The 23,799-nt window shown below is 64.5% G+C and carries 17 protein-coding genes; 10 read left to right on the top strand and 7 right to left on the bottom strand.

Annotated elements, in window-relative coordinates; translation table 11 throughout:
* Positions 1-214 precede the first annotated feature (214 nt).
* Together KI609_RS02240 and KI609_RS02245 are read left to right on the top strand one after the other, a co-directional pair.
* Complete coding sequence (locus KI609_RS02240; protein ID WP_413463365.1) at positions 215-454, top strand: hypothetical protein; 240 nt, start codon at positions 215-217, stop codon at positions 452-454.
* Between the two features lie 124 nt (positions 455-578).
* A complete protein-coding gene (locus tag KI609_RS02245) occupies positions 579-929 on the top strand; it encodes an RNA recognition motif domain-containing protein (protein ID WP_226446650.1) in 351 nt (116 codons plus the stop codon).
* A 199-nt stretch (positions 930-1,128) separates the two neighbouring features.
* On the opposite strand, the gene KI609_RS02250 is transcribed toward KI609_RS02245, so the two are convergent.
* The 6 genes from KI609_RS02250 to purU form a co-directional block, all read right to left on the bottom strand.
* Positions 1,129-1,854 (bottom strand): LrgB family protein, encoded by a 726-nt coding sequence (locus KI609_RS02250; protein WP_226446652.1) that lies wholly within the window; start codon positions 1,852-1,854, stop codon positions 1,129-1,131.
* Positions 1,851-2,195 (bottom strand): CidA/LrgA family protein, encoded by a 345-nt coding sequence (locus tag KI609_RS02255; protein WP_226450138.1) that lies wholly within the window; start codon positions 2,193-2,195, stop codon positions 1,851-1,853. The genes KI609_RS02250 and KI609_RS02255 overlap by 4 nt, the downstream gene beginning before the upstream one ends.
* 195 nt (positions 2,196-2,390) lie before the next feature.
* Entirely contained in the window at positions 2,391-3,905 is a 1,515-nt protein-coding gene (locus tag KI609_RS02260) for an FAD-linked oxidase C-terminal domain-containing protein (protein ID WP_226446654.1), read from the bottom strand.
* A 157-nt stretch (positions 3,906-4,062) separates the two neighbouring features.
* A complete protein-coding gene (locus KI609_RS02265) occupies positions 4,063-6,063 on the bottom strand; it encodes a UvrD-helicase domain-containing protein (protein ID WP_226446657.1) in 2,001 nt (666 codons plus the stop codon).
* A 170-nt stretch (positions 6,064-6,233) separates the two neighbouring features.
* Complete coding sequence (locus KI609_RS02270) at positions 6,234-7,139, bottom strand: LysR substrate-binding domain-containing protein (protein WP_226446659.1); 906 nt, start codon at positions 7,137-7,139, stop codon at positions 6,234-6,236.
* Positions 7,140-7,158: 19 nt separating this feature from the next.
* Entirely contained in the window at positions 7,159-8,007 is an 849-nt protein-coding gene (purU, locus tag KI609_RS02275; protein ID WP_226446661.1) for a formyltetrahydrofolate deformylase, read from the bottom strand.
* Between the two features lie 59 nt (positions 8,008-8,066).
* Between purU and KI609_RS02280 the strand changes: the two genes are divergently transcribed.
* Positions 8,067-10,388, top strand: a complete 2,322-nt coding sequence (locus KI609_RS02280) for a putative bifunctional diguanylate cyclase/phosphodiesterase (RefSeq protein ID WP_226446664.1) — start codon at positions 8,067-8,069, stop codon at positions 10,386-10,388.
* A 25-nt stretch (positions 10,389-10,413) separates the two neighbouring features.
* Here the strand turns inward: KI609_RS02280 and KI609_RS02285 are convergent, their stop codons facing one another.
* Positions 10,414-11,352: a ChaN family lipoprotein gene (locus KI609_RS02285; protein WP_226446666.1), complete on the bottom strand. Its 939-nt coding sequence runs from the start codon at positions 11,350-11,352 to the stop codon at positions 10,414-10,416.
* Between the two features lie 162 nt (positions 11,353-11,514).
* Here KI609_RS02285 and KI609_RS02290 point away from each other — a divergent pair, with 162 nt between their 5' ends.
* The 7 genes from KI609_RS02290 to narJ all read left to right on the top strand — a co-directional run bounded on the left by KI609_RS02290 (position 11,515) and on the right by narJ (position 23,797).
* Positions 11,515-13,518 carry a type IV pili methyl-accepting chemotaxis transducer N-terminal domain-containing protein gene (locus tag KI609_RS02290; RefSeq protein ID WP_226446669.1) on the top strand — a complete coding sequence of 668 codons (2,004 nt, stop codon included), beginning with the start codon at positions 11,515-11,517 and terminating at the stop codon, positions 13,516-13,518.
* 32 nt (positions 13,519-13,550) lie between these two features.
* Complete coding sequence (locus KI609_RS02295; protein WP_413463408.1) at positions 13,551-14,309, top strand: response regulator; 759 nt, start codon at positions 13,551-13,553, stop codon at positions 14,307-14,309.
* A gap of 495 nt (positions 14,310-14,804) precedes the next feature.
* The gene (locus KI609_RS02300) at positions 14,805-16,103 is read left to right on the top strand and encodes an MFS transporter (protein WP_226446673.1); all 1,299 of its coding nucleotides are present in this window, start codon (positions 14,805-14,807) and stop codon (positions 16,101-16,103) included.
* Between the two features lie 25 nt (positions 16,104-16,128).
* Entirely contained in the window at positions 16,129-17,538 is a 1,410-nt protein-coding gene (locus tag KI609_RS02305; protein ID WP_226446676.1) for a NarK family nitrate/nitrite MFS transporter, read from the top strand.
* Between the two features lie 49 nt (positions 17,539-17,587).
* A complete protein-coding gene (locus tag KI609_RS02310) occupies positions 17,588-21,397 on the top strand; it encodes a nitrate reductase subunit alpha (protein WP_226446678.1) in 3,810 nt (1,269 codons plus the stop codon).
* 23 nt (positions 21,398-21,420) lie between these two features.
* Positions 21,421-22,944 carry a nitrate reductase subunit beta gene (narH, locus tag KI609_RS02315; RefSeq protein ID WP_226446680.1) on the top strand — a complete coding sequence of 508 codons (1,524 nt, stop codon included), beginning with the start codon at positions 21,421-21,423 and terminating at the stop codon, positions 22,942-22,944.
* Positions 22,945-23,104: 160 nt separating this feature from the next.
* Entirely contained in the window at positions 23,105-23,797 is a 693-nt protein-coding gene (gene narJ, locus KI609_RS02320; RefSeq protein WP_226446691.1) for a nitrate reductase molybdenum cofactor assembly chaperone, read from the top strand.
* Positions 23,798-23,799 lie beyond the last annotated feature (2 nt).

Genomic DNA, 23,799 nt, shown 5'->3' on the forward strand with positions numbered 1-23,799 from the left:
TAATCACTTGTTACATGCAAATTGAGATATACTGGGCGCTGTTGCAGTCACGCCCCCTGACTAGGGTCGTCACCGCAACGCCTGCACAAGACGGCAAGCCGCCGACTAATACAGGCCGCCATTTGCGACTTTTGTCGCCCAGTGGGTCTGCAGAGCTGCAGCCCACCGAGTCCCTCGATGCTCACGCAGGTTGATTCCCAGCCTGCGTTCCTGAATGAATCCGATTTCACAGACCGCCATTTCCATGGGCAAGTACGTCGTCTCGCCCGCGACACACCCGACCGACTGCGGCCGCTTCCGCGCCTCCTTTTCGGTCCATCGTTCCCAAGGCAACGGCAGCTACTGCCGTGTGTTCCGTTTTGACAAAGCCTTTGCCTCGCGCGAAGCCGCCCGGCTCTTTGCAGTCACCCAGGGCTGGCTGCAAACGTGCATGCAGCACCCTCCAACGTGCTGAGGACCTGATCTGCGTCCCGCAGATTGCATCCACCGTTCCCCGCTGCTGCGGCCTCTCGCGCCGCGCATCTGCACCCCCAACGGTACGCCCTTCGTTGCGCACCACATTTAAGAAAGACTCATCCATGAGCATCAAAATCTACGTGGGCAATCTGCCCTATTCCGTGAACGACGCCAGCCTGGAAAGCAACTTTGCCGAATTTGGCAGCGTTTCTTCCGCCAAGGTCATGATGGACCGCGAAACGGGCCGCTCCAAGGGCTTCGGCTTTGTGGAAATGGCGAACGCCGAAGTGGCCCAGGCAGCCATTACCGGTCTTCACGGCATGTCCGTCGATGGCCGCTCGATCGTCGTGAACCTGGCCCGCCCGCGTGAAGAGCGCAGCGATGCGGGTGGCTACAGCGCCGCTGGCTATGGTGCTGGCAAGCGCTCGGACGTGGGCTACGGGACGGGTGGCTACGGCGGTGGCCGCTACTAAACCCCGCCACTTTTTGCGAAAAACCGGCTCTGCGGAGCCGGTTTTTTTTCGCTCCGGCCCAGCCTCCGTGGAGGCATCGGGTTGGCACGATGCCATGCCGCGCGGGCCAGATGGGGCCGCCGCTCACACCACCTTGCCTACAGTGGCATGCCTATCGTCGCTGCGTTGATGGCTGTGAAAGCCGCAAGAAGGTCTGCACTCAAAAAAGCCGCGCCACCAAAGGCACGAGCAGTGCGGCCAACACCACCTGCAGCCCCAGCGCCAAACCGGCATAGGCGCCTGCATCTGCATCGTCTTGCAGCGCCTGCGCGGCGCCGATGCCGTGGGAGGCGGTGCCCAGTGCAAAGCCGCGCGCCAGCATGCCCTCGGCGTTGGTGCCCACGCGCAGCCATCGGAACAGCGTGCGGCCCGAGAGCGCGCCTACCATGCCTGTCAGCACCGCAAACAGCGCAGCCAGCGCGGGCTCGCCGCCGATTTGTGCCGCCACGCCCATTGCCACGGGCGCGGTGACGGATTTGGGGGCCAGCGACAGCAGCATGTCTGCAGGCAAGCCCAGCGCCCAGCCCAGGCCCACGGCGCTGGTGGCGGCGGCTGTGCCACCGGCCAGCGCGGCCAGCAGCAGGCGGGCCCAGCGCCGGCGCAGTTCGGCGCGGCGTTGCCACAGGGGCCAGCCCAGCGCAACCACGGCAGGGCCCAGCAAGAAGTGGATGAATTGCGCCCCGGCAAAGAACGTGGGGTAGGCCGTGCCGGTGGCGAGCAGCGCGCAGGCCAGCACCACCACCGACCACAGCACCGGGTTGGCCCAGGCCGCATGCCGCATGCGCGCGGCAAAAGCCTGCGCCAGCACATACACCACCAACGTGGACGTGAGCCCGAACAGCGGGGCCGACGACAGGTACACCCACAGTTGCACAAAATTGGTCATGTTGCATTGCCTCCGTCGACCGCACTGCGCCCAGCGCGCCCATCGCGCCGAAAGGCGCGCAGCACCCACACGGTGGCCGCCATGCCCGCCCAGGTAGACAACACGATCACCACCAGCAGGCGCAGTCCGTAGGCGCCGAGCAGGTCAAGGTGTGTCATCACCCCCACGCCCACAGGCACAAAAAGCAGCGACAGGTGGGTGAGCAAAAAACCAGCGGCGGGTGCCACGGCGCGCTGCACGGGGCCCCAGTGCAGGGCCAGCAGCAGCAGCACCATGCCCACCACAGGGCCGGGGATGGGCAGATGCAGGAAATGCGAAAGTGCCTCGCCTATCGACTGCATGAGCAGCAGCACGGCCAGTCCTTGCAGCGGCTTGAGCGGGCTCGGGGGGCGTGCTGCGCTTTTGGGGGCAGCAGCACGGGTGGCCGCAGTGACAGTGCCCTGCGCAGCCGCGTCGGCTGGGGCCTGTGTGACATGGGTGGCTTGCGTGGCGTGTAGGGCTCGGGCGGATGCCAGAGGGTCGTGGCGCGGCTTCATTCAAAAACGCGGGAGGTCGGGGTGGCGGATCTGCCCGCCGCGCACCAGCATCTTTCCGTATTCGGCGCAGCGGTTGAGGGTGGGGATCACCTTGCCGGGGTTGAGCAGGCCGGCCGGGTCAAACGCGTGTTTGAGGCCAAACATCTGTGCGTTTTCTTCGGCGGTGAACTGCACACACATGCTGTTGAGCTTTTCCACCCCGACACCATGCTCGCCCGTGATGGTGCCGCCCATGGCCACGCTGGTCTCCAGGATCTCGGCACCAAAAAGCTCGCAGCGGCGCAGCTGGTCGGCATCGTTGGCGTCGAACAGGATCAGCGGGTGCAGATTGCCGTCGCCCGCGTGGAACACGTTGGCGCAGCGCAGCTGGTATTTTTTCTCCATCTCCTGGATGGCCAGCAGGATGTCGGCCAGGCGCTTGCGCGGAATGGTCGAGTCCATGCACATGTAGTCGGGGCTAATGCGGCCGCTGGCCGGGAAGGCGTTCTTGCGGCCGCTCCAAAAGCGCAGGCGCTCGGCCTCGTCCTGGCTGACCGAAATGGCCGTGGCGCCCGCAGCGCGCAGCACTTCGCTCATGCGGCCGATTTCTTCTTCGACCTCTTCGAGCGTGCCATCGGACTCGCACAGCAAGATGGCTTCGGCTGTCAGGTCGTAGCCTGCATGCACAAAATCTTCGACGGCAGCGGTCATGGGCTTGTCCATCATCTCCAGCCCGGCGGGGATGATGCCGGCCGCGATCACCGCGGCCACCGCGTCGCCTGCTTTGCGCACGTCGTCAAAGCTGGCCATGATGCAGCGCGCCAGTTGGGGCTTGGGGATGAGCTTGACGGTGACCTCGGTGGTCACGGCCAGCATGCCCTCGCTGCCGATCACAGCGGCCAGCAGGTCGTAGCCGGGGGCGTCGAGCGCCTCGCTGCCGAACTCCACCGCGTCACCTTCCACCGTGAATCCCTTGACCTTGAGCACGTTGTGTACGGTCAGGCCGTATTTCAGGCAGTGCACACCGCCCGAGTTCTCGGCCACGTTGCCGCCGATGGTGCAGGCGATCTGGCTGCTGGGGTCCGGCGCGTAATACAGGCCATATGGCGCGGCGGCTTCGCTGATGGCCAGGTTGCGCACGCCGCACTGCACCACCGCCGTGCGGCTTTCGGGGTTGATGTCGAGGATGCGGTTGAACTTGGCCAGCGACATCGTCACGCCCATGGCGTGGGGCATGGCGCCGCCCGACAGGCCCGTGCCCGCGCCCCGTGCCACCACCGGCACCTGCAGTTGGTGGCAGGTTTTGAGCACGGCCTGCACCTCGTCGTAGGTTTCGGGCAGGCACACCACCAGCGGGCGCTGGCGGTAGGCGGTGAGGCCATCGCATTCGTACGGTGTGGTGTCTTCGGCGTTCCACAGCAGCGCGTGGGCTGGCACGACGCGGCCCAGGGCCTGCACCACCTGGGCCTGGCGGGCGGCGCGTTCGTGGGGGCTGGGGGCGGGGGCAGGGGATGTGGTGGCGGAAACGGTGCTCATGTCTGTCACTGTAGAGGAAGGCGGGCAGGCCTTGCGTGAGTTTTTTTGCAGGCGCGCGTGAAATAGCCGGGCCGTACGTTTTTGCTCCTGATAAGTGAGCTGATAGCGCTTATGCAATAAGCGCCAGAGGCCAATTTGACCAAATGTCGCACCCCCTTCATACCGGGCCGGGGCTGACAGGGCGCGCGCCGCTCTCCAAAAGCCACAGGCGTTTGCTGGCCCGTGTCATGGCCACATAGAGCATGTTGCGTTCGCGGTAGGCGTCGTGCCGGGCGGCGCTGCGCGGGAAACGCCCGCGTTCCACAAAAGGAACCGCCACATGGTCGTATTCATGTCCCTTGCAGCGCTCTACCGTCAGTAGCGTCAGGCTGGGGGCCTCGTTGTGCTGGTGCTGCTGGATGCTGGTGCTGACCATGAGCGTGACCCGGCCCAGGAACTCGTCCACAGACAGCCCGGTGCAGATGCGGGCCAGCGCTCGGAGGCTGTCCAGGCTATCGCGCCGCTCGTCGGGGCTGATGGGCGCGTGGGCGAAGAATTGATGGATGAGCGGGTGCCCACACAGCTGGCCCGCGTCGGCGCACACCTGCGCGGGCAGGGCCAGCAATTGCTCGCAAATGGGCGAGGCAACCGGTGCGGTGGGGTCGAAGCTGGCATGCGCCAAAAAACGCCGCAAGAGGGGCCGCTGGTCAATGAGACCGACTGCCACGGCCCGGGTATCCAGTTCAACGGGGGAGTCTCCCTGCAGCGCCTGCATGTCGAAGGCACCGTTGGCCAGCACGTCGTGATCGGGCAGGCTGCCGCGCCGCACATAGCGCAGCAGGCCTTCGATGGCGCTGCTCACGATGCCTTGCGTGAGCCGCACCGTGTCGCCGCAGCCCTGCATGGCCCACATGATGGCCAGCACCAGGGCTATTTCGCGGCGCTGGTAGAAGCGTTTCATGCCTTTGCAGGCGTAGTGCACGCCTTCGTGGGCAAACATCCACTCCAGCAGCACCGAATCCTCCGGCGACCGCAAGACCACATGCAGGCTGGCGGGCGCGTGGGGCCCCGGTGCATGGGGCTGCTCTTGCCGCACGGTTTCGTGGATCGCCAGCAGTTGCCGCGCGCAGTCCTCATCGTCGCTGTAGCTGCGCTGCTCGAACCAGGCGGGCTTGGTGGGGTAGTGCGCGGCAAACGCCACGCCGAACAGTGGGTTGAGGCCTTGGCAGATCGCGTTGCCGAAGCGGTAGGTGGTGTGGAGGGAGACCACCTGGGTGTCTGCGGGCAGCTCCTGCCGTATGCGGGCCAGGCTGTTGCCAAAGACGGAGAACGCACCGGGCAGGATGTGCTGGTTGAAGTCTCCCACGCCCACAAAAATGCCGTTGCCGCCCTGTACCAGAGTGCGCAGCACCAGCATGGCGGCTTCGTCCAGGTCTTGCAGCTCGTCGAAAAGGACGGCGTCGAAGCGGCCTTGCAGCGGGGTAAAGGGCTCGCTGAAATCCAGCGCACAAAGCTGTCGGGCGACCTCGTAGGTGCAGTCGCCCGGTGCATAGAACAACGGTTCGTTGTTCAGCCCGCTGCGCAGGCGTTCATAGCGGACAAAGAGCTGGTAGAGGCCGTAGTCCAGCTCGTGCTCATGGCAATACGCCAAGGCGCCGAGGTCCGAGCTTTCGAGGTCGCGCAGCAGCAGCCGCTGTTTGGCTTGGGCTTCAAAGTCCAGGAAGGCCTGCACGTCCAGATCGCGCGACAGGAAGTCGGCGACGTCGGGGGGCATGTCCTGCCGTTGCGGGTCCTGGGTGAGCGCGGTGTGGGCCTGGCGGATCAGCAGGTTTTTTTGCAGCGGCTCGGTGACGCGCACAAGTGCGTCGCCCTGGTCTTTGAGTACCGTGGCACACAGCTGCTCCACGGTCATGATCTGCACCTGGCGCGGAATGGCCGGTACCAGGTTTTCAAGGCGCTGCGCCATGGCGGTAAGCCCCGCCTCCGAATAGGCCAGCATCAGGATCCGGCTCGCCCCCTTGGTGCGAATGAGGTCGGCGGCCTTGATCGCCAGTGTGGTGGTCTTGCCGGTGCCCGCGAGGGCGTTGACCAGCACCGCACTCGCCGTGGCGTTCAGAACCTCGTTCTGCTCCAGCGTGGGGTATCTTTTTTTGAAGTGAATGTCTTGCGGCAAGGCCATGGTGTGGTTTACCGGGGTGGGGTGGCGCGTGTTGGGTGGCCGCCGTGCCAGGATGATGACCCGCCACACGCGCTGGCGTTGATGTTGGTGTGAATGCTATTGAATGTATAGCTTCTAGCGCTTGTGGAATAAGCGCTGCAGGCCAAAAAGGCATTGAAAATGATGGCTGCTCACGCCATGGTCTTGCGCAGCCATTCGGCAAACGCGGCGCATTCCCAGCGGTCCATGGTGCCGGTGCGCCAGCACAGGTAGTGGGCGTGGGGGCTGGCGGTGTCGATGGAGAACAGGCGCACCAGCGTGCCGTTTTCGAGCCAGGGCGCGCCGAGCTTCAGGCGCACCAGGGCCACGCCCATGCCAGCGGCGGCGGCGTCGCACATCAGGCCGACGTCGTTGAACTGCGAGCCCTCGCTGGGCTCCGCCCAGGCAAGGCCCGTGGCGGCGAACCAGGTGCGCCAGGGCTCCAGCGGGCTGCGCAGCAGGGACACGCCCTCCAGGTCCTCGGGGCGGTCAAAGGGGCCGTGCTCGCGCACGAAAGCGGGGGAGGCCAGGGGCGTGACCACGTCGCCCGCCAGCTCCACATATTCCACATCGGCGTAGTGCCCGGCGCCATAGCGCACCATCAGGTCGGCGTCTTCGGCCACCACGTCAAGCAGCGGGATGGACACCTGCAGCGCCAGGTCGATCTCGGGGTAGGCCTCGGTGAACTGGCGCAGGCGCGGGATCAGGATGGTGCGCGCGAACGTGGGCGTCACCGCCAGCTTGAGGCGCCGACGGCCCGGCGTGGCCGCAGCCCCCGGAAAACGCTGCAGCGCGCCCAGCCCCTCGCGCACATGCGCCAGGTAGGCGCTGCCCTCGGTGGTCAGCGAAAAATCGGCCCGCCCGAACAGTTGCACGCCCAGAATCTGCTCGAGCTGTTTGACGCGGTGGCTCACCGCGCTGGGCGTGACGCAGAGTTCGTCCGCCGTCTGCGTCACGCTGCGCAGGCGCGCCAGCGCTTCAAACGTCAGCAGGCACTGGATGGGCGGAATGCGCCGCGCCGCGCTGCTGAGAAAGGACGACGGAGCTGCCGTGGCCATGGTTGCTAGGCGGGGTGGTTTAGCGGAAAACGACGGTTTTATGGCCGTTGAGCAGCACGCGGTGTTCGCTGTGCCACTTCACCGCGCGGGCCAGCACCTGGCTTTCGGTGTCGCGGCCCCGGGCGGTGAGGTCTTCCACCGTGTCGGTGTGGTCGGCGCGGGCCACGTCCTGCTCGATGATGGGGCCTTCGTCCAGGTCGGCTGTCACATAGTGGGCGGTGGCGCCGATGAGCTTCACGCCCCGGTCATGCGCCTGGTAGTAAGGCTTGGCGCCCTTGAAGCTGGGCAGGAAGCTGTGGTGGATGTTGATGGCCCGTCCGGCCAATGCTTGACACAGATCAAGCGAAAGCACCTGCATGTAGCGCGCCAATACCACCAGTTCGGCCCCTTCAGCCTCGATAATCTCCAGCTGCTTGGCTTCGGCCTGCGGCTTGGTCGCCGCCGTCATCGGAATGTGGTGAAACGGCACGTTGTAGCTGGCCGCGAGCTGATAGAAGTCGCGGTGGTTACTGATGATGGCGCGGATGTCGATGGGCAGCAGGCCGCTCTTCCAGCGAAACAGCAGGTCGTTCAGGCAGTGGCCTTCCTTGCTGACCATGAGCACGGTTTTCATGGGCGCGGCGGTGGCGTCCAGGCTCCAGTGCATCTTGTGGGGCTCGGCAAAGGTGGCCAGGCGGGCCTTGAGGGTGGTGTGGTCATGCAGGGTGCAGGCAAACTGCACGCGCATGAAGAACAGGCCCGTGGCGTGGTCGTTGTATTGCGCGGCTTCTTCGATGTTGCCGCCTTGTTCGAGCAAAAAACCCGAGACGGCGTGCACCAGCCCCAGGCGGTCGGGGCAAGACAGGGTAAGGATGTAGGCGTTGGTCATAGCCGGGCGATTGTCGCAGCAAGGCCTTTGCAGCAGGTGGCAGTGAAACAAGGAACGTGATGGCTGACGCGGGTAACGCGAGGGATACCCCCGCATTGCGCCCCTGGCGGGGCATGCTGCTGTACTTGGCGCTGGGCGTGGCATGGGTGTTCGCGGGCGACGCCTTGCTGGCCCACTGGGTCACCGATCCGCAGCTCCTGACCCGGTTCCAGACCTGGAAGGGCTGGGGCTATGTGGGCTTGACCAGTGCCTTGGCCTGGTGGCTGCTGCGGCGCGTGAACCGGGCCGAAGAAGTGCGCATGGCCATGGCGCATGAGCTGGCGCAGATCGTGCGCCATGCCCCGGCGGGCATTGCGCGCGTGGCGCTGGATGGGCAGCTGCTCTGGGCGAACCAGCGTTTGTGCGACATGCTGGGCGCGTCGATGCAGCAGATGCTGACCCTCAATTTTCGGCAGGTGGCCATCGCGCACGACGATGCGTGGGTGGCCGGTCAGCTTGACCAATTGATCGCCGGGGAAGTCGATCATTTTGCGGGCGAACGCCACTGCCAGCGCCTGGACAATGGCCTGGCGGTGGTGATGCTGTGCACCGTGACCCTGGCGCATGCGCCGGGCGATGCGCCTGACCATTTGATTTGTGTGTGCCAGGATCTGCAGGAGATCAACGCCGCGCGCGCGGCCCTGCAAACCAGCGAGACCCGGCAGCGGCTGGCCGCGAGCGCGGTGGACAACACCCTCGAAGGGGTGGTGGTCACCGACGCCCACAGCCGCATTCTGTCTGTGAATGCGGCGGTGACCCGGCTGCTGGGTTACACCGAGAGCGAGCTGCTGGGCAAGACGCCGCGCACCTTCAAATCCGGCCGCCATGACCAGGTGTTCTACGAGGCCATGTGGGCGTCGATCGCCGAGACCGGGCATTGGAAGGGCGAGATATGGAACCGCCGCAAGAACGGCGAGATATTCCCCGAGCACATGTCGCTGTCAGCGGTGCGCGACCCTGCGGGCGAGGTCACGCACTACGTGTGCGTGTTCAGCGATATCTCCGAGGAAAAGTCGCAATTGCAGCGCATGGAGTTTCTGGCGCACCACGACCCGCTCACGGGCTTGTCCAACCGTGCCTGGTTTGGCCAGCAGGTGGAGCTGGCGGTGCAGGAGGCGCACGACAACAGCGAGAAGATGGCTGTCCTGCTGCTGAACCTGGACCGCTTCAAGGACGTGAACGATAGCTACGGCCATGCCACGGGCGATGAAGTGCTCAAGCACATTGCGCGGCAGGTGCAGTCGGCCCTGCGGCCCGGGGATGTGCTGGGGCGCATGGCGGGCGACGAGCTGGCGGTGGTGGCGCGCCACCTGCGCCACGCAGACGGTGCTGCCAGCGTGGCCCGTGATTTGATTCGGGCCGCGGCCGAGCCCTGGCGCTCGCCCGACGGGCTGGAGGTGGTGGCCGGGGTGAGTGTGGGCATCTGCATGTTCCCCGAACACGCCAGCACCAAAGAGCTGCTGCTGCAAGGCGCGCATGCCGCCGTCTACGGCGCCAAGGCCCGGGGCCGGGGGGCGTGGTGCTTTTTTCATGAGGCCATGACCCAGGCCGCGCGCGAGCGGCTGGAGCTGGAGTCGCGCCTGCGCCTGGCGCTGGCCCATGGCCATTTGCAGATGCACTACCAGCCGCAGGTGGACATTGCCTCGGGCCGCATCGTCGGCGCCGAGGCGTTGGTGCGTTGGAACGACCCCGAAGAAGGGCTGATATCGCCCGCGCGGTTTATTCCGGTGGCCGAAACCTCTGGCGTGATCGGGCCGCTCGGTGAATGGGTGCTGCGTGAGGTGTGCCGCCAGGGCCAGCAATGGCGGCAGGCCGGCCTGCCCGAAGTGACGCTGGCGGTGAATGTGTCGCCGCGCCAGTTTCACCTTACCGATCTGGCTGGCTGCGCGTCGTCTGCGCTCGCCGATTCGGGGTTTCCGGCCCGGCTGCTGGAGCTGGAGATCACCGAAGGGGCCCTGGCCGAGCGCACCGAGGAGGCGCGGCAGGTGCTGGTGCGCCTGCGGGGCCTGGGCGTGCGGGTGGCCGTGGATGACTTTGGGACGGGCTATTCATCGCTGGCGCAGCTCAAGCGGTTTCCGATTGATGTGCTGAAAATCGATCAGGGCTTTATCCGCGAGATTCCGCAAAACGAAGATGACATGGCCATCAGCGCCGCCATCATCGCCATGGGGCACAGCATGGGCCTGTCGGTGCTGGCCGAAGGGGTCGAGACCGAGGGGCAACTTGGGTTTTTGCGTGCACGCGGGTGCGATGCGTACCAGGGCTACCTGTGCAGCCGCCCGCTGGCGGCGTCGGATTTTGCCGCGTTGCTGCAGGCGCGCCATGGCATCGCACCTCTGTAAATCAGGGGTATCAGGGGTTATGGCGCTAGGGCTGCGGCTTGCCGCGCAACGGCGCGCAGACATCCTGCTCAGGCAGTTCGGGTGTTTTGATCATCAGGTCTGCGTCGGTGGATGCTTCGTTTTTAATAGCTGGTTGCGCTTGATACGCCTGCGCAAGAACCACTTTTGATCGTAAATTTGCCGGCCAGTGGGTGGGCACGCCGACGGTGCGCAGCACATGGCCGCCCCCAGCCACCAGCACCACGGTCTGGTGGGGGCGCAGCGCTTCTTGCACCGCCTGGGCCATGCTGGCATCGCGTGCGATCTGGATCCGGGCCATGGGGATGATCTGCGATTCGGGCAACAGCCCGCAATGGCCTTCACGCAGCGCCTCGTATTGCCACTGCAGCGCGGCGGGTGGCAGGTGCTGGTCCCAGCGGGTTTGCGCCATTGCCTCGCGCATGTCGGCGCGTGGCAGGTTGCCGCCGTGCACGGGCACGCGGCTCGCCACTGCGGCCATCACCACCGGGCCATAGGTTCGCCAGGGCCAGGCGGCGTCGTTCCATTGCAGGGCGGCCTGCGCTTGCGCTTCACTGGCGTTGCGGGGCAAACCGCTGGTGCTGTGACCACGCTCGGCCATTTCCATCACCAACGCCGCCAGTTGCCCGCGCTCCGCCAGCCACAGCACCACCTCGCGCTGCAGGCGTTGGTGGTCGGGGGCGTCGTGCCGTTCGCCAAGCAGCAACACATCGGCGGGCTGCAGCGACTGCAAGCGTTCCACCCCCATGAGCGAGGAGGCGGGGGGTGCCAAAGACAAAGACGCCGGGGGGGCGGGGAGCGAGGGCACGCCCGCACAGGCTGCCAGCGCCGCCACGCAGGCCAGAATCAGCCAGCGCGTCTGCGGGGCGTGTGGGGTGTGCCGGGTGTCTCGGGCGCGGCGCATGGCGGCTGCCGGGGCGGGCTGCGGTGCAAAAAGACGGGCCATGGAGCGGAAAAACGGTGGTGCGCGCATGGGCGCGATGCTACGCGGCCGGGCTGCCCGGGGGCGATGCGCGCATGGGGAGCCGGCGATATACCCGCCCCTGAGGCCTTCAAGGCTTGACTCACGTCAAGCCTTGCCACAAGCTTGCTCCCTAAACTGCCCCCTATGCGCAACAAACCCAGCCTCACCACCAAGCTCCTGGCCATGGGCGCGGGTTTTTTGCTGGTGGCGCTGGGCTCCATTGGCATCACGCTGTGGGTCACCTGGAAGCTCGAAGGGGGCGCTGCCGCCGTCAACGAGGCGGGCCGCCTGCGCATGAGCATGCTGCGCATGGCCATGGTGCTCCAGGCCAATCCCCCTGCCGCAGTGCAGGAGCGGGCGCGCCAGTTTGAAACCAGCCTGGAGCTGCTGCGCACTGGCGACCCCTCGCGCCCTCTGTTTGTGCCGTGGAGCGAAGAAACCCGCACGCGGTTTGATGACATTCGCGCCCAGTGGGCGGTGGCTCGCACCGCCTGGAGCAGTGCCCGCCCGCCAGATCGCGCCCAGATCCTGGCCGATGCCGACGTCTTTGTGCTGCAGGTGGACGGGTTTGTGGAAGCCATCGAGGTGCAGATCGCGGGCTGGACGGCCGCCTTGCACCTGTTTCAGCTGTGCATGATGGCCGTGGCCATCATGGCGGCGGTGACCTTCATGGCGGTCAGTTACCTGCTGGTGATCAACCCGCTGGCGCGCCTGCAGCAGGCCCAGGTGCGCTTGCGGCAGGGCGAGCTGGGAACGCGCTTGCCGGTAGAAACCGATGATGAGTTTGGCCAGCTCGCGGCGGGCTTTAACCTGATGGCGCATGCGCTGCAGGCGTCCCATGACCACCTGGAGCTCAAGGTGCGCGAAAAGACCACCAACATTGCCGTGCAGAACGACCGGCTGCGCGCCCTGTATGACGTGAGCGCGCTGACCTCCACGGCGGGCAGCCTGGAGCTGCTGGCCAAGGGGTTTGCACAGCAGATCCGCCGCGTCGCCGGGGCTGACGCGGTGGCCGTGCGCTGGTCCAACGAAGCCAACGAGCGCTATGTGCTGCTGGCGGGCGACGGCTTGCCCCGCACCATGTCCGAGGGCGAGCATTGCCTGCACACCGGCAGCTGCCTGTGCGGCCAGCCCCAGGGCCAGGCGCGCACGCGTGTCATCCCTATCACTGCATCGACCGAGCTGGCATTGCCCCATTGCCGCGAGGCGGGCTTTCAGACCATGGTGACCATCCCGGTGCAGATGCAGCAACGCCTGCTGGGCGAAGTGGATCTGTTCTTTCGCTCGCATGTCGAGATCAACGAGGAGCTGCGCGACCTGCTGGACGCCATGACCCGCCATCTGGCCAGCGGTATGGAAAGCCTGCGCGCCGCTGCGCTGGAGCGCGAGGCTGCGGTGGCCGAAGAGCGCGGCATGCTGGCGCGCGAACTGCACGACTCCATTGCGCAGTCCTTGGCGTTTCTGAAGATTCAGGCGCAGTTGCTGCGCGATGCCGTGGCGCGTGGCGACGAGGTCAAACGCGACCGCAGCATGGGCGAGCTTGATGCGGGCGTGCGCGAGTGTTACGCCGATGTGCGCGAGCTTTTGGTGCACTTTCGCACGCGCACCAGCGAGGAGGACATCGAGGCCGCCCTGCGCGCCACCTTGTCCAAGTTCGAGCACCAGACCGGTGTGGCGACGACGCTGAGCATGGAAGGCCATGGCTTGCCGCTGCCCCCCGATCTGCAGATTCAGGTGCTGCACATGGTGCAGGAAGCCCTGTCGAATGTGCGCAAACATGCGGGGGCGAGCCGCGTGGATTTGCGCGTGAACCGCCACCCCCGCTGGCGTTTTGAGGTACAGGACAACGGGTCGGGTTTTGACGTGGCGTCGGTCCCCCCGGATTCTCTGCAGGTGGGCCTGGGCATCATGCGCGAGCGTGCGCAGCGCATCGGTGCGCTGGTGCAGGTCACCTCCGTGCCCGGGCAGGGCACCTGTGTGCGCATCGAGCTGCCCAGCGTCACCATGGAATCCGCAGCGCGGCCCGCTTCTGTCGCATCTGCTTTGCCTGGCGCGCCACCGCAGGGCGCGGCGGCCACCGCGTCTGCCACAGCGGCTTTTGCCGCGATGGCCTCCCTCACGGCACTGCAGAAAGAGCCCACTGTATGAACACCACGCTCACCCGGGCAGCGCAGGCCGCCATGCCAGAGTGCCCCGCCCCGCCCGTCACCCTGCTGGTGGTGGACGACCACACCCTTTTTCGGCGTGGGCTGATCGCCCTGCTGGGGCAGGACGATGGTTTGCTGGTTGTGGGCGAAGCGGGCGATGCGGCCCAAGCGCTGCGCCTGGCGCCCGGGCTGGCACCCCAGGTGATCTTGCTGGACAACCATTTGCCCGGCGTGAAAGGCGTGGACGCCATCCGTGGCCTGCGGGAGGCCTCGCCCACGTCGCGGGTGCTCATGCTCACCGTGAGCGAGGACGCCCAGGACCTGGCCACGGCGCTGCGCAATGGTGCCCAGGGCTACCTGCTCAAGACCATTGATGGCGACCTTCTGGCGCAGGCCATCCGCCGCGCCGCCTGGGGCGAGCCGGTGGTCAGCCCCGAACTGATGGACAAGCTGGTGGCCGCGTTTCAGTCGCAAGGGCTGCCTGAGCCGTCGGCGAAAGCGCCTGCGGTGAGTTCGGCGGGCTCGGTGAGTGGCGCATCGATGGCGGCAGAGCCCGGTGTGTCGGCACTCCCCAATGGCGCGTTCGTCGGTGGGGGCGCACCACTTTCCCCGCGCGAAGAAGACGTGCTGCGTGAGATCGCACGTGGCGCCAGCAACAAGGAAATAGCGCGCACGCTCGACATTGCCGAGACCACCGTGAAGATTCACGTGCAACACATCCTGCGCAAACTCGGCCTGACGTCCCGCGTGCAGGCCGCGGTGTACGCATCGGACCGCCAACGGCCCGAATAAACGCACGCGCCTGCAGGCTGTACCGGGGCGCTCACAAGGCGCTATCGGGCCGGTTCAGGGCGCTATCAGGCTGGTTCAGGCCGTTCCAACGTCGCTCACACCCACAACCCAGGCCCCAGTGTGGTGGCGGCTTGGGGGCATCTTTTGGGCATCTTTTGTTGATGTGCTCCTGAAAATAGAGCTGCTTGCGCTGATTTTCATTGGTTTTTAAGCTGTTTTGGCGCCCAATTCCGCTCACTACATGCGCAAGACGCTCATAAATTAAGAGCGCATCGCAGTCACCCCACCACATCCTCTCTCGCCCGAGCCGCTCCGTCCATGGCGCTGAAAACCCCTGTCGCGGGTGTTGTCCTGTGCCGGCACATAGTCCTTTCGAACGATGGCAGCCCGGTGTGACTACTCCTTTTGCCGTGCCGCACACCCTCTAGCGAAGGATGGGCAAACACGCCACAACGCGAGACCATTCATGGCATATAAAAAGAGAGGACTCGCGCAATGGCTCATACCACTTTGCCCCCGGGCGATAGCCCGCAGCGCACCCGTCAGGCCTGGTCCGTGCTGATCGTCAGCACCCTGGCATTCACGGTTTGCTTCATGGTCTGGATGATGTTCGGGGTGATCGGCATCCCCATCAAGAAGATGCTCAACTTGAACTCCACGCAGTTCGGTTTGTTGATGTCGATGCCCGTGCTCACGGGCTCGCTGGTGCGGGTGCCCCTGGGTATCTGGACCGACAAGTACGGCGGTCGCATCGTGATGGCGGCCGTGATGGCTGCCACGGTGCCCGCCATCTGGATCATGGGTTACGCCACGGAGTATTGGCACTTTCTCACCATTGGCCTGTTCGTGGGGTTGGCCGGGGGCTCGTTCTCGGTGGGCACGCCCTACGTGGCGCGCTGGTTCCCCAAGGGGCGCCAAGGTACGGCCATGGGGGTGTATGGCGCCGGCAACTCGGGCGCTGCGGTCAACAAGTTTGTGGCGCCGGTGATTCTGGTGGCGTTTGGCTGGGCCGCTGTGCCGCATGTGTACGCCGCCATCATGCTCGGCACCCTCGTGTTGTTCTGGATGTTCAGCTACAGCGACCCGGCCCATCTGGTGCCCAGCAACGTGAAGTTCACCGATCAGCTCAAGGCGCTGAAGGACCCCAAGGTGCTCAAGTATTGCCAGTACTACAGCATCGTGTTTGGCGGCTACGTGGCGCTGTCGCTGTGGATGGTGCAGTACTACGTGGGCGAATATGGCCTGGACATTCGTGTCGCTGCCCTGCTGGCAGCGTGTTTTTCGCTCCCTGGCGGCGTGTTGCGTGCCATAGGCGGCATGCTCAGTGACAAATACGGCGCGCACAGCGTGACCTGGTGGGTGATGTGGGTCAGCTGGATCTGCCTGTTTCTGCTGTCGTACCCACAGACCGATTTCACCGTCCTCACGGTCAACGGCCCCAGCACCTTTCATCTGGGCCTGAACGTGTATGCCTTCACCGGCCTGATGGCTTTGCTGGGTGTGGCCTTTGCTTTTGGCAAGGCCAGCGTCTTCAAGTACATCAGCGACGACTATCCACAAAACATCGGTGCGATCAGCGGCATCGTGGGGCTGGCGGGCGGCATGGGCGGCTTTGTGCTCCCCATCATGTTTGGCGCGCTGATGGACCTTACGGGCGTGCGTTCCAGCGCTTTCATGCTGATGTATGGCGTGGTGTGGATCTCGCTCATCTGGATGTACTTCACCGAAGTGCGTCGCACGGATCTTCTGGCGACGCGGAGTGCGCCTGCCGCAACGGCGACCACTGGCCGCTGACCCTTCACTTTCCAAGGAAAAACCCATGTCTGCCACTCCTGCCAGCGGGCGCTCGGGGCGCCTGCTCACCCTCTGGACTCCAGAGGACAAATCATTCTGGGAGCGTGAGGGCGAGGCGGTTGCCAAGCTCAACCTCTGGATCTCGGTGCCCGCACTGTTCCTGGCTTTCGCTATCTGGCAGGTCTGGAGCGTGGTGGCGGTGAGCCTGCCGGGCCTGGGCTTCAAGTATTCGACCAACCAGCTGTTCTGGCTGGCGGCCGCGCCTGCGCTTTCGGGTGCCACGCTGCGCATCTTCTATTCGTTCATGGTGCCCCTGGTGGGCGGGCGCCGCTGGACGGCGATCTCTACCGCCTCGCTGATGATCCCCGCCTTGGGCATTGGGTTTGCGGTGCAGGACAACACCACCGCCTATCCCACCATGCTGATCCTGGCGCTGTTGTGTGGTCTGGGCGGTGGCAACTTCAGCTCCAGCATGGCCAACATCAGTTTCTTCTTCCCCAAGGAGCGCAAGGGATCGGCGCTGGGCGTGAATGCGGGTCTCGGTAACCTGGGTGTGTCGGTGGTGCAGTTCTTGAGCCCGCTGGTGGTCACTGCCGGCATCTTCGGCATCTTTGGCGGCGACGCGCAGACGGTCATGAAGAATGGCAACACCGTTCAGGTGTGGACACAGAACGCCGCCTTCATCTGGGTGCCATGGATCGCACTGGCCGCAGTGGCTGCCTGGTTCGGCATGAACGACATCGCCGATGCACGGGCCTCGTTTGGCGCACAGGCCGCCATCTTCAAGCGCAAGCATAACTGGGTGATGTGCCTTTTGTATCTGGGCACCTTCGGCTCGTTCATTGGTTATGCCGCTGGTTTCCCGTTGCTCATCAAGAGCCAGTTTCCGGGCGTCAACCCGCTGGCCTACGCCTGGCTGGGCCCGCTGGTGGGTGCTGTGGTGCGGCCTTTTGGGGGCTGGCTGGCCGACAAGCTCGGCGGTGCGCGCGTCACGCTGTGGAACTTCATCGTCATGGGCCTGGCCGTGGTGGGGGTGACGTTCTTTTTGCCATCGGCCGGCAATGCAGGGCAGTTCGCGGGTTTCTTCCTGTGTTTTCTGGTGCTGTTTCTTACCACCGGTATTGGCAACGGTTCCACGTTCCGCATGATTCCCGTGATCTTCCTGACCGAGGCCATGCGGGGCGTGAACTCCAATGATCCGGCCGCCCTGGCCAACGCCCAAAAGGAAGGCAACACCCTGGGTGCCGCCACGCTGGGCTTTACCGCCGCCATTGCGGCCTACGGTGGATTCTTCATCCCCAAGAGCTACGGCAGCTCCATCGCATTGACGGGTGGCCCCAACGCTGCACTGTGGTGTTTTGCCGCCTTCTATCTCGTCTGCATCGTGGTGACCTGGTGGTACTACGCCCGCAAGAACGCCGAGATGCCTTGCTGATTTCTCCCCTGATCAGCCCGCCCTCAAAACTCAGAACAAGGAGCCCCCGATGAGCCACTTTCTTGATCGTCTCACCTACTTCTCGCAGCCCCGCGAGACCTTTGCCCAAGGCCATGGCGAAACCAATGGCGAAGATCGCACTTGGGAAGATGCGTACCGCGACCGCTGGGCCCACGACAAGATCGTGCGCAGCACCCACGGCGTGAACTGCACGGGCTCGTGTTCGTGGAAGATCTATGTCAAGGGCGGCATCGTCACCTGGGAAACCCAGCAGACCGACTACCCCCGCACCCGGCCTGACCTGCCCAACCACGAGCCTCGTGGTTGTTCGCGTGGTGCCAGCTACAGCTGGTATCTGTACAGCGCCAATCGTGTGAAGTACCCCATGGTGCGTGGCCGCCTGCTCAAACACTGGCGCGCCGCTATCGCGCTGGCCAAGAGCCCGGTCGATGCGTGGGCCAGCATTGTTGAAAACGACGCGGCCAAGAGCGAGTGGCAAAAGCAGCGCGGCCTGGGCGGGTTTGTGCGCAGCACCTGGGAGGAAGTCAACCAGATGATCGCCGCGGCCAACGTGTACACCATCAAGAAGCACGGGCCTGATCGCATCATCGGCTTCTCGCCCATCCCGGCGATGAGCATGATCAGCTACGCCGCTGGCAGCCGCTACCTGAGCCTGATCGGCGGCGTGTGCATGAGTTTTTACGACTGGTATTGCGATTTGCCACCAGCGAGCCCGCAGGTGTGGGGCGAGCAGACCGACGTGCCTGAAAGCGCCGACTGGTTCAACAGCTCGTTCATCATCGCCTGGGGCTCCAACGTGCCCCAAACGCGCACGCCCGATGCGCACTTTTTGACCGAGGTGCGCTACAAGGGCACCAAGGTGGTGTCGATCACCCCCGACTATTCCGAAGTGGCCAAGCTGGGCGATTTGTGGATGCACCCCAAGCAGGGCACCGACGCCGCCGTGGCCATGGCCATGGGCCACGTCATCCTCAAAGAGTTCTATTTCAAGGACGGGGGCAAGGGCCGCAGCGCCTACTTTGACGACTACGCACGCCGCTACACCGACCTGCCTTTGCTGGTGGTGCTGAAAGAAAAAACACTGCCCGACGGCCGCAAGGTGATGGTGCCCGACCGCTACGTGCGCGCCAGCGACTTCCCCAACCAGCTCGACCAGTCCAACAACCCCGACTGGAAAACCGTGGGGTACGACGAGCTGGGCCAGGTCACGTTGCCCAATGGCTCGATCGGTTTCCGCTGGGGCACCGATGGCCGCCCTGACCAGGGCCTGTGGAACCTGGAGAACAAGGACGCACGCACCGGCAACGACGTCAAGCTCAAGCTGTCGGTCATCGAAGACGGCGAGCAGGCCCACGACATCGCTGATGTCGCCTTCCCGTATTTTGGTGGCGTGCAGACCCCCAACTTCCCCGCCAACGACCAGGGCAGCGACGTGATGGTGCGCCGGGTTCCGGTGTCGCATCTGGAGTTGTCGGGCCACCAGGCCGAGGGCCACGTGATGGTGGCCACGGTGTTCGACCTGTTGGCCGGCAGCTATGGCGTGGACCGTGGTTTGCCGGGCGAAGAGGCTGGTGTGACGTATGACAGCGACCGCCCCTACACCCCCGCATGGCAAGAAGCCATCACGGGCGTACCGCGCGACCAGATCATCACGGTGGCGCGCCAGTTTGCCAACACCGCACACAAGACCCATGGCAAGTCGATGATCATCATCGGCGCGGCCATGAACCACTGGTACCACAGCGACATGAACTACCGTGGCATCATCAACATGCTGATGCTGTGCGGCTGTATCGGCCAAAGCGGTGGTGGCTGGGCGCACTACGTGGGCCAGGAAAAATTGCGCCCCCAAACGGGCTGGACGGCACTGGCCTTTGCGCTTGACTGGATTCGCCCACCCCGGCAGATGAACAGCACCAGCTTCTTTTATGCGCACACCGACCAGTGGCGCTATGAAAAGCTGGGCATGGAGGAAGTCCTCTCGCCGCTGGCCGATGAGGGCGCCTACCACGGTGCCCAGATCGACTACAACGTGCGCGCCGAACGCATGGGCTGGCTGCCCTCGGCGCCCCAGCTCAAGACCAACCCGATGCAGGTGGTGAAAGACGCTGCCGCCGCGGGCATGGACGCCAAGGACTACGTGGTGCAGTCGCTCAAGAACGGCACGCTGCAGATGAGCTGCGAGGACCCGGATCACCCCGACAACTGGCCGCGCAACATGTTCGTGTGGCGCTCCAATATCCTGGGATCGTCAGGCAAAGGGCACGAGTATTTCCTTAAGCACCTGCTGGGTACCACCCACGGCGTGCAGGGCAAGGATCTCGGCAAAGACGAGGCCAAACCCGAAGAAGTGACGTGGCACGACAAGGCGCCCGAGGGCAAGCTGGACCTGCTGGTCACGCTCGACTTCCGTATGAGCACCACGTGCATGTACTCCGACATCGTGTTGCCCACCGCCACCTGGTACGAAAAGAACGACCTCAACACCAGCGACATGCACCCCTTCATCCACCCGCTGTCCACGGCGGTGGATCCTGCCTGGCAGGCCAAGAGCGACTGGGATATCTACAAGGGTTTTGCCAAGGCCGTCAGCGAGATGAGCGTGGGCCACCTGGGCGTCGAAAAAGAGGTGGTGCTCACGCCCATCATGCACGACACCCCCGGTGAAATGGCCCAGCCGTATGGCGTGCGCGACTGGAAGAAGGGCGATTGCGAACTCATCCCTGGCAAGACCGCACCACAGATTCAAGTGGTGGAGCGCGACTATCCGAATCTCTACAAGCGCTTCACGGCCCTTGGCCCGCTGATGGAAAAAGTCGGCAACGGAGGCAAGGGCATTGGCTGGAACACACAGACCGAAGTGGGCCAGCTCGGTGACCTCAACGGGCGTGTGAAGGAAGAGGGTGTGACGCTGGGCATGCCGCGCATCGTGAGCGACATCGACGCCACCGAGGTGGTGCTGATGCTGGCCCCCGAGACCAACGGCCACGTGGCCTGCAAGGCCTGGGAGGCGCTGAGCAAGCAGACCGGGCGCGATCATGTGCACTTGGCGCTGCACCGCGAGGACGAGAAGATCCGCTTCCGCGACATCCAGGCGCAGCCGCGCAAGATCATCAGCTCGCCCACCTGGAGCGGACTGGAAAGCGAGAAGGTCAGCTACAACGCGGGCTACACCAATGTGCATGAGTACATCCCATGGCGCACGCTCACGGGCCGTCAGCAGTTCTATCAAGACCACCCCTGGATGCGCGACTTCGGTGAAGGTTTTGTGAGCTACCGTCCACCCGTGCACCTGAAGGCGCTGCACGAAGTGCACAACAAGAAGCCCAATGGCAATCGCGAGATTGCGCTGAACTTCATCACGCCACACCAGAAGTGGGGCATCCACAGCACGTATGGCGACAACCTGATCATGCTGACGCTCAATCGCGGTGGCCAGGTGGTGTGGATCAGCGAAGACGACGCAGCATCCGCCGGCATTGTGGACAACGACTGGATTGAAGTCTTCAACGCCAACGGCGCGATTGCCGCCCGTGCGGTGGTGAGCCAGCGCGTGAAAAACGGCATGGTGATGATGTACCACTCGCAAGAGAAAACCATCAACACCCCCGGCTCGGAGATCACCGGCACACGCGGCGGCATCCACAACTCGGTCACGCGCATTGTGCTCAAGCCCACCCACATGATTGGTGGCTACGCGCAGTACAGCTACGGCTTCAACTACTACGGAACCATCGGCACCAACCGCGATGAGTTTGTGGTCGTGCGCAAGATGAACAAGGTCGATTGGCTGGATGACGAGCCCGCCACCACCACCACCACGGCCGCCCACGCCTGAAGCCGACGACAAGGAGAAACACGATGAAAATTCGCGCACAAATCGGCATGGTGCTGAACCTGGACAAGTGCATTGGCTGCCATACCTGTTCCGTCACCTGCAAAAACGTCTGGACGAGCCGCCCGGGTGTGGAATACGCTTGGTTCAACAACGTCGAGACCAAACCCGGCATCGGTTACCCCAAGGAGTGGGAAAACCAGGACCGCTGGAACGGCGGCTGGGTGCGCAACCCCGACGGCTCCATTGCGCCCCGCCAGGGCGGCAAGTGGAAGCTGCTGATGCGCATCTTCGCCAACCCCAATCTGCCGCAGATCGACGATTACTACGAGCCCTTCACGTTTGACTACGACCACCTGCAGTCGGCGCCCGAAAGCAAGGCGATGCCCACGGCGCGGGCCCGCAGCCTGATCACCGGCAAGCGCATGGAGAAAATCGAATGGGGCCCCAACTGGGAGGAGCTCCTGGGCGGCGAGTTTGACAAGCGCAACAAGGACAAGAACTTCGACAATGTCCAGAAGGACATCTACGGCCAGTTCGAAAACACCTTCATGATGTACCTGCCGCGCCTGTGCGAGCACTGCCTGAACCCGGCGTGCGTGGCATCGTGCCCGTCGGGCTCGATCTACAAGCGCGAGGAAGACGGCATTGTGCTGATCGACCAGGACAAGTGCCGCGGCTGGCGCATGTGTGTGAGCGGCTGCCCCTACAAGAAGATCTACTACAACTGGCAGTCGGGCAAGGCCGAGAAGTGCATCTTCTGCTACCCCCGCATCGAGGCTGGTCAGCCGACTGTGTGCTCGGAAACCTGCGTGGGCCGCATTCGCTATCTGGGCGTGTTGTTGTATGACGCAGACCGCATTCAGGAGGCCGCCAGCGTGGAGCGCGATCGCGACCTGTATCAGGCGCAGCTCGACATCTTTCTCGACCCCAACGACCCCGAGGTCATCAAGCAAGCGCGGATTGACGGCATCGCCGACAACTGGATGGAAGCCGCCCGCAACAGCCCCGTCTACAAGATGGCGGTGCAGTGGAAGGTGGCCCTGCCGCTGCACCCCGAGTACCGCACGCTGCCCATGGTCTGGTATGTGCCACCGCTCTCGCCCATCACGGCCGCTGCCAATGCCGGTCATGTGGGTGTGAATGGCGATATCCCCGACGTGTCGCAGCTGCGCATTCCCGTGCAGTACCTGGCCAACTTGCTCACGGCCGGAGACACCGGCCCCGTGGTGCGTGCGCTGGAGCGCATGCTGGCCATGCGCACCTACCAGCGCGACAAACACGTTGAGCAGCGCCAGAACCTGGCCGTGCTCAAGCAGGCCGGTCTGTCGATGGCCGAGGTGGAAGAGATGTACCAGGTGATGGCGATTGCCAATTACGAAGACCGTTTTGTCATCCCCACGGCACACCGCGAATACGCAGAAAACGCGTTCGACATTCGTGGCGGCTGTGGTTTCTCGTTTGGTAACGGTTGTTCTGATGGCGCCACCGAAACGAGCATGTTTGGCGGCAAAAAGCCCCGCACCATCCCGATCAAGGCCACGGTATGAAGCACCCCCTGAGTCGCTTTGCGCCTTCCCCCTCAAGGGGGACGACGGCCGTTGCTGCGGGGGCGGCCCTTGCTGGCCGTCCTTGCGACAACGCCGTGGCAGTCCCACACGCCCCGTTCGTTGCGGGCGCCATGGGCTAACTAAATAGAAGGAATACACCATGTTCAAAAAGAACCCGGTATCCATGCGCCTGACGCTGCGTGCCCTTGCGTATTTGCTGAGCTACCCCGATGCGCAGCATCGCAGTGCACTGCCGCAGTTGATGGACGCGCTCAAGCTGGAGCAGGCGCTCACCCCCGAGCGCTTGGCCGAGATCGATGTTTTGTGCGGCCATCTGGGCGCGCTCGACCCGCTGGAGGCCGAGGCGCGTTATGTCGACAATTTCGACCGGGGTCGCCAGACCTCGCTGCACCTGTTCGAGCATGTTCACGGCGACTCGCGTGAACGGGGCCCGGCGCTGGTGGATTTGCTGCAGACCTACGAGCGGGCGGGCCTGAAGTTTGAAGCCGAAGAGCTGCCCGACCACTTGCCTGTGGTGCTCGAATTTGCATCCACCCAGCCGCCTGAGGTGGCGCGCGAGTTTCTCGGCGAGATGGCGCACATCCTCAATGCGCTGTTCAGTGCCTTGATGGCCAAAGGCAGCCCCTACGCCAGCGTCGTGGCCGCTGTGCTCGAGGTCTCTGGCCAGCGGGTGCAGTCGGTGGCGCTCACGCCCGAGCCCGCCATGGATGAAGCGTGGGCAGAGCCCGAGGCGTTTGGGGGGTGCAGCACCGACGGCCAGTCCAAACCCGGCGCAGAACAACCGCTGCATTTCGTTCGCACCACGCGTGCACCTGAAGGAGCCAACGTATGACT

This window comes from Acidovorax radicis (assembly GCF_020510705.1).
Lineage (GTDB): Bacteria > Pseudomonadota > Gammaproteobacteria > Burkholderiales > Burkholderiaceae_C > Acidovorax > Acidovorax radicis_A.

Excerpts from the sequence above, each read along its gene's own strand:
- KI609_RS02240 (WP_413463365.1), top strand. The coding sequence starts at position 215 with ATGAATCCGATTTCACAGACCGCCATTTCCATGGGCAAGTACGTCGTC.
- KI609_RS02245 (WP_226446650.1), top strand. The coding sequence starts at position 579 with ATGAGCATCAAAATCTACGTGGGCAATCTGCCCTATTCCGTGAACGAC.
- KI609_RS02250 (WP_226446652.1), bottom strand. The coding sequence starts at position 1,854 with ATGACCAATTTTGTGCAACTGTGGGTGTACCTGTCGTCGGCCCCGCTG.
- KI609_RS02255 (WP_226450138.1), bottom strand. The coding sequence starts at position 2,195 with ATGCAGTCGATAGGCGAGGCACTTTCGCATTTCCTGCATCTGCCCATC.
- KI609_RS02260 (WP_226446654.1), bottom strand. The coding sequence starts at position 3,905 with ATGAGCACCGTTTCCGCCACCACATCCCCTGCCCCCGCCCCCAGCCCC.
- KI609_RS02265 (WP_226446657.1), bottom strand. The coding sequence starts at position 6,063 with ATGGCCTTGCCGCAAGACATTCACTTCAAAAAAAGATACCCCACGCTG.
- KI609_RS02270 (WP_226446659.1), bottom strand. The coding sequence starts at position 7,139 with ATGGCCACGGCAGCTCCGTCGTCCTTTCTCAGCAGCGCGGCGCGGCGC.
- purU (WP_226446661.1), bottom strand. The coding sequence starts at position 8,007 with ATGACCAACGCCTACATCCTTACCCTGTCTTGCCCCGACCGCCTGGGG.
- KI609_RS02280 (WP_226446664.1), top strand. The coding sequence starts at position 8,067 with ATGGCTGACGCGGGTAACGCGAGGGATACCCCCGCATTGCGCCCCTGG.
- KI609_RS02285 (WP_226446666.1), bottom strand. The coding sequence starts at position 11,352 with ATGGCCCGTCTTTTTGCACCGCAGCCCGCCCCGGCAGCCGCCATGCGC.
- KI609_RS02290 (WP_226446669.1), top strand. The coding sequence starts at position 11,515 with ATGCGCAACAAACCCAGCCTCACCACCAAGCTCCTGGCCATGGGCGCG.
- KI609_RS02295 (WP_413463408.1), top strand. The coding sequence starts at position 13,551 with ATGCCAGAGTGCCCCGCCCCGCCCGTCACCCTGCTGGTGGTGGACGAC.
- KI609_RS02300 (WP_226446673.1), top strand. The coding sequence starts at position 14,805 with ATGGCTCATACCACTTTGCCCCCGGGCGATAGCCCGCAGCGCACCCGT.
- KI609_RS02305 (WP_226446676.1), top strand. The coding sequence starts at position 16,129 with ATGTCTGCCACTCCTGCCAGCGGGCGCTCGGGGCGCCTGCTCACCCTC.
- KI609_RS02310 (WP_226446678.1), top strand. The coding sequence starts at position 17,588 with ATGAGCCACTTTCTTGATCGTCTCACCTACTTCTCGCAGCCCCGCGAG.
- narH (WP_226446680.1), top strand. The coding sequence starts at position 21,421 with ATGAAAATTCGCGCACAAATCGGCATGGTGCTGAACCTGGACAAGTGC.
- narJ (WP_226446691.1), top strand. The coding sequence starts at position 23,105 with ATGTTCAAAAAGAACCCGGTATCCATGCGCCTGACGCTGCGTGCCCTT.